General features: G+C 66.2%; 12 protein-coding genes and 1 other RNA gene. 9 read left to right on the forward strand and 4 right to left on the reverse strand.

From position 1 onward, the window contains the following. Positions 1-81: 81 nt before the first annotated feature. Together glnA and ACQP1T_RS28780 are read right to left on the reverse strand one after the other, a co-directional pair. A complete protein-coding gene (gene glnA, locus ACQP1T_RS28775) occupies positions 82-1,422 on the reverse strand; it encodes a type I glutamate--ammonia ligase (protein WP_062990318.1) in 1,341 nt (446 codons plus the stop codon). A gap of 183 nt (positions 1,423-1,605) precedes the next feature. Next, the gene (locus tag ACQP1T_RS28780) at positions 1,606-3,144 is read right to left on the reverse strand and encodes an alpha/beta hydrolase (protein WP_433756169.1); all 1,539 of its coding nucleotides are present in this window, start codon (positions 3,142-3,144) and stop codon (positions 1,606-1,608) included. Positions 3,145-3,312: 168 nt separating this feature from the next. On the opposite strand from ACQP1T_RS28780, the gene panB reads away from it, so the two are divergent. The 5 genes from panB to ACQP1T_RS28805 all read left to right on the forward strand — a co-directional run bounded on the left by panB (position 3,313) and on the right by ACQP1T_RS28805 (position 7,463). After that, entirely contained in the window at positions 3,313-4,170 is an 858-nt protein-coding gene (gene panB, locus ACQP1T_RS28785) for a 3-methyl-2-oxobutanoate hydroxymethyltransferase (protein WP_433762408.1), read from the forward strand. Positions 4,171-4,177: 7 nt separating this feature from the next. Continuing rightward, positions 4,178-5,032 carry a phosphotransferase gene (locus ACQP1T_RS28790; RefSeq protein ID WP_433756170.1) on the forward strand — a complete coding sequence of 285 codons (855 nt, stop codon included), beginning with the start codon at positions 4,178-4,180 and terminating at the stop codon, positions 5,030-5,032. A 129-nt stretch (positions 5,033-5,161) separates the two neighbouring features. After that, positions 5,162-5,572 carry a hypothetical protein gene (locus tag ACQP1T_RS28795; protein WP_433756171.1) on the forward strand — a complete coding sequence of 137 codons (411 nt, stop codon included), beginning with the start codon at positions 5,162-5,164 and terminating at the stop codon, positions 5,570-5,572. Further along, positions 5,572-6,534, forward strand: a complete 963-nt coding sequence (gene pip / locus ACQP1T_RS28800; RefSeq protein WP_433756172.1) for a prolyl aminopeptidase — start codon at positions 5,572-5,574, stop codon at positions 6,532-6,534. The genes ACQP1T_RS28795 and pip overlap by 1 nt, the downstream gene beginning before the upstream one ends. Before the next feature lie 2 nt (positions 6,535-6,536). Beyond that, positions 6,537-7,463 carry a CHAD domain-containing protein gene (locus tag ACQP1T_RS28805; protein WP_433756173.1) on the forward strand — a complete coding sequence of 309 codons (927 nt, stop codon included), beginning with the start codon at positions 6,537-6,539 and terminating at the stop codon, positions 7,461-7,463. 129 nt (positions 7,464-7,592) lie between these two features. On the opposite strand, the gene ACQP1T_RS28810 is transcribed toward ACQP1T_RS28805, so the two are convergent. Then, complete coding sequence (locus ACQP1T_RS28810) at positions 7,593-8,480, reverse strand: alpha/beta hydrolase (RefSeq protein WP_433756174.1); 888 nt, start codon at positions 8,478-8,480, stop codon at positions 7,593-7,595. 106 nt (positions 8,481-8,586) lie between these two features. Between ACQP1T_RS28810 and rnpB the strand changes: the two genes are divergently transcribed. Further along, positions 8,587-9,002, forward strand: an RNA gene (rnpB, locus tag ACQP1T_RS28815) — RNase P RNA component class A. Positions 9,003-9,093: 91 nt separating this feature from the next. Next, positions 9,094-9,999, forward strand: coding sequence for a slipin family protein (locus tag ACQP1T_RS28820; protein WP_433762410.1), 906 nt, complete (start codon positions 9,094-9,096; stop codon positions 9,997-9,999). 189 nt (positions 10,000-10,188) lie between these two features. Here the strand turns inward: ACQP1T_RS28820 and ACQP1T_RS28825 are convergent, their stop codons facing one another. Beyond that, a complete protein-coding gene (locus ACQP1T_RS28825; RefSeq protein ID WP_433756175.1) occupies positions 10,189-10,569 on the reverse strand; it encodes a hypothetical protein in 381 nt (126 codons plus the stop codon). 429 nt (positions 10,570-10,998) lie between these two features. Between ACQP1T_RS28825 and ACQP1T_RS28830 the strand changes: the two genes are divergently transcribed. Both ACQP1T_RS28830 and ACQP1T_RS28835 read left to right on the forward strand, forming a co-directional pair. Continuing rightward, positions 10,999-11,331, forward strand: a complete 333-nt coding sequence (locus ACQP1T_RS28830) for a hypothetical protein (protein WP_433756176.1) — start codon at positions 10,999-11,001, stop codon at positions 11,329-11,331. Positions 11,332-11,349: 18 nt separating this feature from the next. Further along, positions 11,350-13,119: an RNB domain-containing ribonuclease gene (locus ACQP1T_RS28835; protein ID WP_433756177.1), complete on the forward strand. Its 1,770-nt coding sequence runs from the start codon at positions 11,350-11,352 to the stop codon at positions 13,117-13,119. The last annotated feature ends 50 nt before the right edge of the window (positions 13,120-13,169 follow it).

Raw genomic sequence — 13,169 nt, forward strand, 5'->3', positions numbered from 1 at the left:
CTTAGTTGGCCGATCATCGCTTTCCACCCGGCCGGGGTGGAAAGAGTCGTAAACGTAGCCGACAAGGCCTGGTTTAACCGGCTACAGGCCGAGGTACTCCTTCAGCTCGTACGGGGTCACCTGGCTGCGGTAGTCCGCCCATTCCCGCCGCTTATTGCGCAGGAAGAAGTCGAAAACGTGCTCGCCGAGCGTCTCGGCGACCAGTTCCGAACGTTCCATCGCCTGCAGCGCCTCGTCGAGCGTGCCGGGCAACTCGCGGAAGCCCATGGCGCGCCGCTCGGCGGCGGTCAGCGACCACACGTCGTCCTCGGCCTCGGGCGGCAGCGTGTAGCCCTTCTCGATGCCACGCAGACCGGCCGCGAGCAGCACGGCGAAGGTCAGGTAGGGGTTGCAGGCCGAATCTGGGCTGCGGATCTCGACGCGGCGCGAGGAGGACTTGTTCGGGGTGTACATCGGCACCCGGACCAGCGCGGAGCGGTTGGACCGACCCCACGAGGCCGCCGTCGGCGCCTCGCCGCCGTGGATGAGTCGCTTGTAGGAGTTCACCCACTGGTTGGTGATCGCGCTGATCTCCGGTGCGTGCTCGAGGATGCCCGCGATGAAGGCGCGTGCGGTCACCGACAGATTCTGCGGATCGTCGGCATCGTGGAAGGCGTTCGCCTCGCCCTCGAACAGGCTCATATGGGTATGCATGGCCGAGCCCGGGTACTGGGCGAACGGCTTGGGCATGAAGGTCGCGCGCACGCCCTCGTCGATGGCCACTTCCTTGATCAGGTAGCGGAAGGTCATCACGTTGTCGGCCATGGACAGCGCGTCGGCGTAGCGCAGGTCGATCTCCTGCTGCCCCGGGGCGCCCTCGTGGTGGCTGAACTCCACCGAGATGCCCATCGACTCGAGCGCGTCGATGGCGTGGCGTCGGAAGTTGGGGGCCGAATCGTGCACGGCCTGATCGAAGAAGCCGCCGGAATCAGCCGGGGTCGGCATGGAACCGTCCTGCGGGCCGTTTTCCAGCAGAAAGAATTCGATCTCGGGGTGCACATAGCAGCTGAACCCGACATCACCGGCCTTGTTGAGCTGACGCCGCAGCACATGCCGCGGGTCGGCCCAGGACGGCGAACCGTCGGGCATGGTGATATCGCAGAACATGCGCGCGGAGTGCTGGTGGCCCTTACTCGTCGACCACGGCAGCACCTGGAAGGTCGAGGGATCCGGCCGCGCCACCATATCGGCCTCGGACACCCGGGCGAAGCCCTCGATGGCCGAGCCGTCGAAGCCGATGCCTTCTTCGAAGGCGCCCTCCAGCTCCGCCGGAGCGATGGCAACGGACTTCAGATAGCCCAACACATCGGTGAACCAGAGACGCACGAAGCGGATATCCCGTTCTTCGAGCGTCCGCAGCACGAATTCCTTCTGGCGATCCATGTCGCCGAGCGTAAGCACCCGGCGTTAAATCCGTGTTACATACACGCTTAGGGATTGCAATCCCATCATTCGGAATGAATCGCACGAGGTGCAAGATCGCCTCGTGAGCGGGCGAACCACCAGCACAGTGCACCCCGCGCACGACGGAGCCGAGCCTCGGCGTGGCGTACTCGTCAGCGGGGGTCAGCAGGTCAGACCGGCCTCGGGAACCTTCAGATCGGTGAGGTAGGAGATCACCGCGTCGTCGAGGCACTGGTCACCGGCGACCAGTGCCGCGGTGTGCCGGTTGCCCTTGTAGGTGATCAGCACGGCGCCCAACTGGTCGGCCAGGTCGACACCGGCCTGATACGGCGTCGCGGGATCCTCGGTGGTCGAGACCACCACCGTCTTCGGCAGACCCGGCGCCGAAACCTTGTGCGGTGTGCTGGTGTTCGGCACCGGCCAGACCGAGCACAACTCCAGCGGTGCGGTCCCGGTGCCACGGCCGTCGTCCAGGAACGGTGCCGCCTTGCGGTATTCGGTGTCCTGTCGGCCCGCAACCGCACGATCGTTGATCGGCGGATCGTCGACGCAGCGGATGGCGTTGAAGGCCTCCTGCGTGTTGTCGTAGCTGCCGTCGTCGCGGCGACCGTCGTACAGATCGGCGAGTTTCAACAGCGTGTCGCCACGGCCGTCGCGCAATTCGGACAGGCCGAGGGTGAGCACCTTCCAGAAATCATCGGAGTAGAGCGCCTGCTGCACGCCGGTGATGGCGTCGCCGTAGCTGAGGCCGCGCGGATCGGTGGTCGCGGCCGGTTTGGTCTCCAGCGGATTCACCAGCGCGCGGAACTTCGCGACCGCCTGGGCCGGATCGGTGCCGATCGGGCAGTCCGCCTGCTTGGCGCATTCCGCGGCGTAGGCCTCGAAGGCCTGCTGGAAGCCGGCCGCCTGACGCAGCGATTCCTGGATCGGATCCTGGGATGAGTCCACCGCGCCGTCGAGCACCAGCGCGCGCACATTGTCCGGGAACTTCTCGGCGTAGGCCGAGCCGAGCTTGGTGCCGTAGGAGTAGCCGAGGTAGCTGAGTTTCGGATCGCCGAGGACCGCGCGGATCACGTCCATGTCCTGGATCACCTCGCGGGTGCCGACATGGGCCAGGAATTCGGTGCCGGTGCGCTCGACGCAGTGGCCGACGAACTGACGGTTCTCGTCCTCGGCCTTGGCAATACCGTCCGGGGTGTTGTCGGTCGGCGGTTCGGCGCGTTCGGCGTCGTTCTGCTGCGGGGTCAGGCAGGCGACGGTCGGGATCGAGGAGCCGACACCGCGCGGATCGAACCCGACCCGGTCGAAACGCTCGGCCAGCGGCGTCTTGCCCGCGATGCCCGCCATCGACAAACCCGAGACGCCCGGACCACCCGGATTGAGCAGCAGTGAGCCGATCCGCTTGCCGCTGGCCGGAATTCGGGCCAGCGCGATCTGCGCGGTCGCGCCGTCCGGCTTGGCGTAATCGACGGGCACGGTGATGCGCGTGCATTCGGTATTCGGGGAGAGGCGGTCGTCCGGGGAGCCGAAATCGTCGCAGGAACCCCAGTTCGCGGTCTGGCTGTAGAACTTTTCGAGACCCGCGGGCGTGGGGGGCAACGCACTGCCCGGCTTCTCCTCGGCCGCGCTGCATCCGGCCGCCACCACCGCCAACGCCACCGCGACCAGCACCCCACGCGACCCGCTCCGCACCACAGACATGGGGAAGATCCTGGCATGCCTGTCCCAGTCGCCGCGCTGCGGCTTGCGATGTGACCAATTGCACCGCTTATGGCCTTAAACGGGCCGCGCAGGGGGTGCACACTGGATTCGTCATACAAACCCGGGGACCCGCAGGGCCTCGAGGCGACAACCACGAAAGGGACGATGATGTCCGTATCCGAATCGGAAACCCCCGCCTACGGCGCTGCCCCGGTGGCTGCCAAGCCGACCAAGCGCAAGACGCGGGTACCTCATCTGCAGCAGATGAAGGCCGATGGCGAGAAGTGGTCGATGTTGACCGCCTACGACTATTCCTCCGCTCGCATCTTCGAAGAGGCCGGAATTCCGGTCCTACTGGTGGGTGATTCCGCCGCCAACGTCGTCTACGGCTACGACACCACCGTGCCGATCACCGTCGACGAGCTCATCCCGCTGGTGCGCGGTGTGGTCCGTGGTGCACCGCATGCGCTGGTGGTGGCCGATCTGCCGTTCGGCAGCTACGAATCCTCGCCGCAGCAGGCGCTGGCCACCGCGACCCGCTTCATGAAGGAGGGCGGTGCGCACGCGATCAAGCTGGAGGGTGGTGAGCGGGTGGCCGAGCAGATCGCGCTGATCACCTCGGCCGGTATTCCGGTAATGGCGCATATCGGTTTCACCCCGCAGAGCGTCAATACCCTCGGTGGTTTCCGGGTGCAGGGACGCGGTGACGGAGCCGAGCAGCTCATCGCCGATGCCATCGCGGTCCAGGAGGCCGGTGCGTTCTCCGTGGTGATGGAGATGGTGCCCGCCGAATTGGCCGGTCAGGTGACCCGCAAGCTGACCATCCCGACCGTCGGCATCGGCGCCGGCGCGGAATGCGATGCGCAGGTGCTGGTCTGGCAGGATATGGCGGGCTACACCAGCGGCAAGACCGCCAAGTTCGTCAAGCGGTTCGGCCGGATCGGTGATGAATTGCGTTCCGCCGCAGCCGCTTACGCCGACGAGGTGCGGCGCGGGACCTTCCCCGGCCCCGAGCACGGCTTCTGAGTTCGCGATGACCGGCCGAGCAGTACACGCGCCAGCGGCGCTGCTCGGCCGACCCGTGCAACCGATGCTCGACTGGGCCACCGGTGTTCTCACCGATCGCGGCGTGAAAATCGTTGGAACGCCGCAGGAAACACGACGGCGGGCGTGGTCGTTGATCGTGCGCATCCCGACCGATGCTGGTCCGGTGTGGTTGAAGGCCAATGCTCGTGCCAGTGCGCACGAGGGCCCGCTGCTGCAGACGTTGGCCCGGCTGCGGCCCGGTAGCGTGCTCGAACCGCTTGCGGTGCAACCGGATCGCGGCTGGATACTCAGTCCCGACGGTGGTGCCACCGCACGGGATTCGACGGCAGCGTGGACAGAATTGGTCCGCCGCTACGCCGATCTCCAGGTGGCGGTGGGCGATCACATCGATGAACTGCGCGACACCGGCACACCGTATCTGCCGCCACCACAACTGATCACGGTGTATCGGCATTTCGAGCCACGCGTTCCCGGCCTCGGCGCGGCGATCACCGAAGCCACCGCGGCGCTCGCCGAATCCGGCAGGCTGAGCATCGAGCACAATGATCTGCAGCCGGGCAACGTGTTCACCGATTCGGACATGCTGTTCGACTGGGGCGATGCGGTGATTACCCACCCGTTGCTGTCCTGGCGGGTGCTGCGTGGTCCACACCGCGCCGAATACCTGGACCGTTGGCGGCGGGCCAGCGCCGTTACCGACGCCGAAATCGCCCTCGCCGATCGGCTGGCACCACTGGTCGCCTTGCATCCTTGGCGCACCATCGACGCGTCCCCACCGCGGTTCGCGCGCTTCCGGCAGGGCTTGCTCGACGATCTGCGCGCGGGCTTCGGCCAGGTTTGATCGATAGTGTCCGGCAAAACTCACGCGGGCCACGCGCGGCAAATAATGGCAGACTCGAAGCCGACAATGCCGACACGAGCAGAGGTACCGATGCCGCAACCCCGTTGGATTTCACGCAGCACGCTAGTGGTGGCGGGTATTTTCGCCGCCGCCGCGCTCACCGCTTGCGGAAACGACTCCAGCCCGGCGCCCACCGGCAGCTCGAGCTCGACCACCGGATCGGCGACGGCCACCAGCGCGGGCAAGACCACCAGCGCACCGACGACGACCCTGGCGATCTCCGATGCGTCGGCCACCCAACTGTGCGACATGATCCGCCCGGAGTTGTCCAACTGGCGGGTCCAGGGTCCGACGCTCGGCCGGATCGGGCTCAACGCGCTGGTGCACGAATGGGCGCTGCGCAATGGCGGCATCAACGGCCATGTGCTCGCCGATAAGGCGATGATCGACCGGATCACCACCAAGAGCTGCGCCGATGTGCACCAGCAGGCGATCGAGGCGCTGGAACTTCCCGATCTGGCTTCGGGAATCGCCTTCTGATGCGAACTCTCTACCCCGCGATCGAGCCGTACGACACCGGCATGCTCGACGTCGGCGCGGGCCAGGCCGTGTACTGGGAGGTCAGCGGCAATCCGGACGGTAAGCCCGTGGTGTTCCTGCACGGCGGACCCGGTGGCGGCACCGAACCGTTCCACCGGCAGTTCTTCGATCCGGCCGCCTACCGGATCGTGCTGTTGGATCAGCGCGGCTGCGGGCGGTCCACGCCGCATATCGCGGACGGGGCGAGTCTGGCGACCAATACCACCGCTCATCTGATCGCCGATATCGAGGCGCTGCGCATTCATCTCGGCATCGACCGCTGGCAGGTATTCGGCGGCTCCTGGGGTTCCACGCTCGCGCTCGCCTACGCGCAACAGCATCCGGAGCGGGTCACCGAACTGGTGCTGCGCGGGATCTTCCTGTTGCGGCGCAAGGAAATCGACTGGTACTACAACGGCGCCGCGGGCTATATCTACCCCGACGAGTGGGAGAAATTCCTGGCCCCGGTGCCGGAGAACGAGCGTGACAGCGATCTGGTGCAGGTGTATCACCGGCTGCTGCACTCCGCCGACGAGCAGGTCGCCGAAGCGGCCGCCATCGCCTGGTCCACCTGGGAGGGTGCGACGAGTTCGCTGCTGCCGCACCCGGATCGGGTGCAGGACAGCGCCGAGCCGCGGTTCGCGCTGGCCTTCGCCAAGATCGAGAACCATTATTTCGTCAACGGCGGATTCCTAGACGAAGGGCAACTGCTGCGCGATATCGACAAGATCGCGCATATCCCGGCCGTTATCGTGCAGGGACGCCACGATGTCGTCTGCCCGGCGACCAGCGCATGGGAGCTGCATCGCGCCTGGCCCGGTTCGGTACTGCACATCGTCGACGATGCCGGTCACGCCGCGGCCGAACCCGGAATCACCCACCATCTCGTCGAGGCGACCGATGGATTCGCGAAGGTGAGCTGATCATGGTCACGGCCGGAACCGCCATCGTCGCGGCACTGCGTGACGACGTCGACCGGCTGCTGGCCGCCGAACCGGACGTCCGCGCCGACGCCTGGGATTCGGTGCACCAGATGCGGGTCGCGACACGCAGACTGCGCAGTGTGCTGCGCTCCTACCGCGCGCTCTTCGACGCCACGCCGGTCGCCGAGATGCAGCACGAACTGAAGTGGCTGGCCGATCTACTCGGCGTGGCGCGCGATGCCGAAGTGCGGGCGGAACGGTTCACGGCACTGCTGGCCGCACACGCACCGCAGGATGAATTCGCCCGCCTCGCAATGGAATCGGCCGTTCCCAAGGCAGCAGGCAGCGCCTATGTGCCCGGCACCACCGAGTACGTGCGCACCGAACTGGTCGATGCGGAACGCGACCGATACCGGACCGCGCATGCGGAGGTTCTCAAAGCCCTGGACCACCACCGCTATCACGCACTGCGCCACCGTCTTTCGACCTGGCGTACCGACCCGCCGCTCGATGCCGACAAATCGAAACAGCCCGCCGCCGAAGTCTTCGAACGCATTCTGCGCAAGGACCACAAGCGCCTACGCCGGCTGGTCTTTGCCGAACCCGCCGTCTCCCCCGCCGAGCGCGTCGAACTGCTGCACGATATCCGCAAGGGCGCCAAACGCCTGCGCTACTCGTGCGAGGGCGCGATCGACGTACTCGGCGATGCCGCAAAGGATCTCGGCACCGAAGCGAAACGCCTGCAAAACGTACTCGGCGACCACCGCGACGCCGTCGAATCCCGCGAAGCCATCCTGGCCCGTGCCGCCGAAACCCACGCCACCGGCGTCAACGCCACCATCTATGAATTGCTCGCCGACGCCGAGGAGGTCGCCGCGGGCGAAGCGCTGGCCAAATATCCCGCCGCAGCCGCGTTCGCATCGGCCTGACTGGCCGGGCACCCCGCCCGCCATCGGCCAAGCCTGACAGCGCATCGACAGGACGCGACAGGGCGGTCGAGACGGGCGGTGGGAGGCATCAGCACGGAAAGGCGAATCCGGCCGTGGTCAGCGCGGCAGCTAGGGCCGCAGCACCGAAACCAGGAACTCGGTCTGGTCGTACACCGTCTGCTCGAAGATATCGTCGAAGTAGACATCGAAATGCCCTACCGGATAACGCTTTACGATCGCATGCTTGGTGCGTTCCGCTGCGCGCAGTGTCGCCTTCGGTGGCGCGATGGTGTCGTTATCGGCGATCGCGTAGAAGACCGGCATCTTCAACGCCTTGGCCCGGCGGCCGGGCGAATCGAACAGCGTCGAGAATGCCACGCGGGCAGCGACTTTCGGTTCGTAGGTCTCGCTCTCATCGGCGAGCCTGCCGTAACCCTCAGGCGCGTCCGGCGCGCTCATCAGCGCCGCCGAACGCTTGCGACCGGCCAACCGGACGCGAACGGGCTTGCGCCGGATCGGGCCCACGAGCAGATCGGTGGCCGCGATGGTGGCCACCTTGGTCAGGCTGGTCGGGCCCTTCGCCAGCGCCGATGCCAGGCCGCTGGTGAACGGTACCTGGGCGACGACGGCCGCGATGTAGTCGTCGTCGGGGGCGACCGACAGCACATGGCCGCCGCCGAAAGAGGTGCCCCACAGCGCAATTCGGGTCGCGTCGAAGCCGCGCAGGGTGCGCGCGTAAGCGATGGCCGAGCGCCAGTCCTCGCGCTGCCGGGCGATATGTAGTAGCTGACGTGGCGCACCTTGGCTGGCCCCGAAATGCCGGTAATCGAATACCAATACACCCATGCCGGCGGCGGCGAAGCGCCGGGCGTACCTATCCAGACCCATCTCCCGATTTGCGCCGAGTCCGTGCCCCATGACCACGAGTGGGCGGGGCTTGGGGATGCCAGCGGGGGGATACAGCCAGGCAGCGCAGTGCTCGCTACCCGACGGAAAACTGACCTCGACACGTTCCATGGCACCTCACCGTACTGTTTCGGTCCGAACTCTTGCGCTCCGACCGATCGCGGGTCAGGCCAATGAACAAGTTACCCCGTGATCAAAGTAGGCTAAACGCTGCGGACGAGTTGGCCGGGCGGCCGCGGTGATGGGAACGGGTACGCGAGTGCCGCCGCCCGTCGCCGAGGAAAGTCCGGACTCCACAGAGCAGGGCGGTTGCTAACGGCAACCCGGGGTGACCCGCGGGAAAGTGCCACAGAAAACAGACCGCCCACGATCCCTCGGGATCGTGCGGTGAGGGTGAAACGGTGCGGTAAGAGCGCACCAGCGCCCCGGGTGACCGGGGCGGCTAGGTAAACCCCGCCCGGAGCAAGGTCGAAGGTCGCATCGTTGGCGGTGCGGCTGCGCAGGTGTTCGAGGGTTGCTCGCCCGAGCCTGCGGGTGGACCGCTCGAGGCACCCGGCAACGGTGTGTCCAGATGGATGGCCGTCACCCGGTGTGAACCGGGGACAGGATCCGGCTTACAGGCCAACTCGTCCGCCCCTGCAATCCGGTGCTCGCCGGTGCCATGATGGAAGTGACCGCTGAGCCGGAATTCGGTGCGGTCAGGCACTTCGCATGGGGTGTAGCCATGGATATTCTTGCTGTTATCGGGGCGATTCTCGGGGTGGGGGCGATCGCGGGCGGGGTAATCACCGCGATGAGCGCGCGCATTGTCACCCAATACGAGAAGGGGCTGGTATTCCGGTTCGGTCGGGTGGTCGGGACCCGAGATCCGGGACTGCGCATGCTGATTCCGTTCGTCGACCGGATGCGCAAGGTCTCCACACAGATCGTCACCATGCCGGTACCCGCGCAGGACGGCATCACCCGCGACAATGTGACGGTGCGCGTCGACGCCGTGGTCTACTTTCGGGTGATAGACCCGGTCTGCGCGGTAGTCGAGGTGCAGAACTATTTGTTCGCGGTGGGGCAGGTGGCGCAGACGTCCTTGCGTTCGATCATCGGAAAAAGTGATCTGGACAGCCTGTTGTCCAATCGTGAGGAGCTGAACAAGGGGCTGGAGATCATGATCGATAGCCCGGCCCTCGGCTGGGGTATCCATATCGATCGGGTGGAGATCAAGGATGTGTCGATACCGGATTCACTGAAGCGCTCGATGTCGCGGCAGGCCGAGGCGGAACGGGAACGGCGGGCGCGGGTGATTTCCGCCGAGGGTGAATTGCAGGCGTCGACGAAGTTGGCGCAGGCGGGGGCGCAGATGGCGGAATCGCCCGCGTCACTGCAGCTGCGATTGCTGGAGACCGTGGTTCAGGTTGCGGCGGAAAAGAATTCGACATTGGTGCTGCCGTTCCCTGTGGAGTTGCTGCGGTTCCTGGAACGGGGTACGCCGTCCGGGACGACCGGCGCCGGCACCGCGGCCGAGCCCACCCCGACGGCATCCGAATCCACACCGGAGATCACCCCGCCCGAGCCGACGCCCGCGCTGGGTCAGGGCAACACGCCCGTAGCCGAACAAGATGGAATGCGTCCGTAACACGACGGGCGTATACCGATACGGGTACGGCAGTGATTGCGCCGTACGACCGCATCGGAACAACGTAAGGAAACCGGGCCGATGTCCATACTGATTCCCGTGATCGCGATCATCGTCATGATCACCGTGGGGTATGTATTGAAATACCTGCCCAATTACCTACCGTGGCTGAAGGATTGAAATTTCAGCTCAGCAGAGCATCTTCGCCATCTGATAGATCGCCTGGGCCTCTTCCTTGGAGGCCTGGCTGGCGCCCTTCGTGCGCTTGATGACGTTCTGGACGACCTCGTCCTCGCCCTTGCCGTCCTTGATGTCCTTGCAGGTATCGACCAGGATGTCGCGGATCTTGACGTCGTCTTTGCCCTCGGCGAGCTTGGGGAAGGCGCTGCGGTAGCTGACGACGAACGTCCCCGCCTTGACGTTGTCCAGCGTCTCGCCACCCGCGGACTTGGCTGCCGAAGTCGTCGCGGAAGCTGGCGTTGCGGAAGAGTCTTTGTCATCGCCGCAACCGGCAAGGAGCAGGGCTAACACGGCGGAGCTTGCCGCGATTGCGGCGGTAGTTCTGGTCACGCAGCGGGATGCTAGCGGCACTTGGGAAACGTCGCCTCCCGTGTGGTTAACGGAAGGCGACGAAGACCGCATCGTTGACGGTGAGGTCAGAGCGGGTTGACCATGAAAACCTGAGCCCAATACGCCGCCTGGTCGGGACCGAGCAGCGGCATCAGGTAATCGAAAAGAATCGTTGACATCAGTGGATAACTCCCAATTGTCGACGTACGGGTCACTTGCGAATGTGCGGGAAAAGCTCGATCCCGCCACGCCGGGGAACCCTAGCAGCCGGGCTGTGACGCCGCCGGGTTCGGCGTGTCCGGCATGGCGATTCGGTAGGAACTGGCCTAGAACGTGAGCGACGTCATAGAGTAGGCGCCGTTGGTAAGACCCGTTGCCGGTCCGCCACGAAACTCACATTCTTCGATCACGGAAGCAGGTCACAACTCTATGCGGATTGTTCGTTCACTGGTCACCGGTGCGCTGATCGCCGGGGCCGCATCGGTTTTCGCCATGCTGGGCACCGGGGCCGCCTCGGCGGTCGCGGTCACCCCGCTGGCGGGTGGGGTCCAGGTCGACCTCAACTCGGCCGACACCGCCTGGGTGCACCAGAACCACATCGGGCAGGCCATCGCTGGTCTGCCGCATCCGTCGGCGGCGTCGTTCGGCGACGCGCTGGACGCGGCGGCGGGCGTTTCCGCCAGCGTCCCGGGTGGACGGGTGACCTTTACCGTGTACGGCCCGCTCAATGAATTGAACGGCACCATGCTGGCACTGCAGTAACCAACCGACTGCGACAGCGTGGAACTCCATCAGCGGATCGTGTCGGCGCCGGTCGATTTCGGCGCCATTCGATCCGAATTCGGATTGGCCTCGGCGTATCCCGCCGAGGCCACCGCGGCGGCCCGCGACGCGATCGACGCGTTCGCGGGCGCTCGCGCCGATCGAACCGATATTCCATTCGTCACCATCGACCCGCCCGGCGCCATGGATCTGGACCAGGCGGTGCATATCGAACACACCTCTTCCGGTTTCACCGTCCATTACGCGATCGCCGATGTCGGCGCCGTAATAGATCCCGCGGGCCCGCTGGCCCAGGAAGCGGGCGCGCGCGGCCAGACCTTCTATCTCCCCGACGGCACCGTGCCGCTGCACCCGCCGATCCTTTCGGAGAATTCCGCGAGCCTGCTGCCCGACCAGACCAGGCCCGCCGCCCTATGGACCATCGAATGCGATGAGAACGCGGAACCGCGACGATTCTCGGTGATCCGAGCGACCGTGCGCTCGCGGGCTCGACTCGACTACGCGAGCGTCCAGGCCGACGCCGACGCGAAGCGCCTACATCCCTCGATCGCGGCCCTGCCGGAATTCGGCAAGCGGCGCATCGAGGCCGGGCTGGCCCGCGGCGCGATCGGACTGCGCCTGCCCGCCCAGAGCGTTATCCGAGACGACAAGGCCGTCGGCCACTGGCGTCTGGTGGTGGAACCGCGCACCGCCGCCGATGACTGGAACGAACAGATTTCCCTGCTGACCGGCATGTGTGCGGCGCGAATCATGTTGAACGGCACTGGATCCGACGATGCGCCGAATGTCGGTGAGCGGATCGCATTGCTGCGGACGATGCCGCCGCCCGCCGATTCGGCGATCGATTCGATGCGCAGGACCGCCGCGGCGTTGGGGGTTGACTGGCCCGCGGATCAGTCCGTCGGGCGGATGTTGGCCGGGCTCGATCCGAATGCGCCCGCGACGTTGGTGTTGATGTCCGAGGCGACCGGGTTGCTGCGTGGTGCCGGATATACGGTGCTCGATGGGGCTGTCGCAGGGGCGAATGGTTCTGGGGTGGGTGCTCAGTCGGCGGACGGTGCGCGGTCGGCGGGCGGTGCGGGGGCAGCGGGCGGTGCGGGGCTGGAGGGTAATTCGCGGTCGGCAGGTTATTCCGAGTCGCTGGGTGGCGCGGGGTCACGGGGCGGTACGGGCTCGCCGGGCAGGGTGGGTTCCGTCGGCGGCGTCGGCACGTCAGGCGGCACGGGCGCGGACGGCGGCAAGGGCTCGGCGAACAGCAGGGGTGCGGTCGGTAACGCGGGCTCGGTGGGCGGCGGGCGAACCAATGCCAGGCCACCGAGCAACCCGCAAACCGTGAACAACCTGCAGCACAGCGCAATCGGCGCGCCCTACGCACACGTCACCGCACCGCTGCGCCGCCTCGCCGACCGTTTCGCCACCGAGATCTGCCTCGCCCGCTGCGCCGGAACCGAAGTCCCGCAATGGGTTCGCGACGGTTTGGTCCCCACCGCCGAATCGATGAAGCGCAGCGACAGCCTCGCCGGCAAGGTGGAACGCGCCTGCATCGACCTCACCGAATCCACCCTGCTCGCCGAACGCAGCGGCGCGATCTTCGAAGCCGTAGTAGTACGCGAAGCCAACGGCACCCGCCCCGCCGAGGTCTTCATCGCCGACCCGCCAGTAGTCGGCCCCTGCATAGGTGCACCCCCGGAAGGCGAACAAGTCCAGGTCCGCCTGGTCGCCGCCGACCCCACCACCCGCAAAATCAGCTTCGGCTACCCCATCTGACGCCCTTTTGGCCGAGAAAAGTTGTACTGCAACCCTTTCGCGTTCACAAT

This window comes from Nocardia sp. CA-135398 (assembly GCF_050955845.1).
GTDB lineage: Bacteria > Actinomycetota > Actinomycetes > Mycobacteriales > Mycobacteriaceae > Nocardia.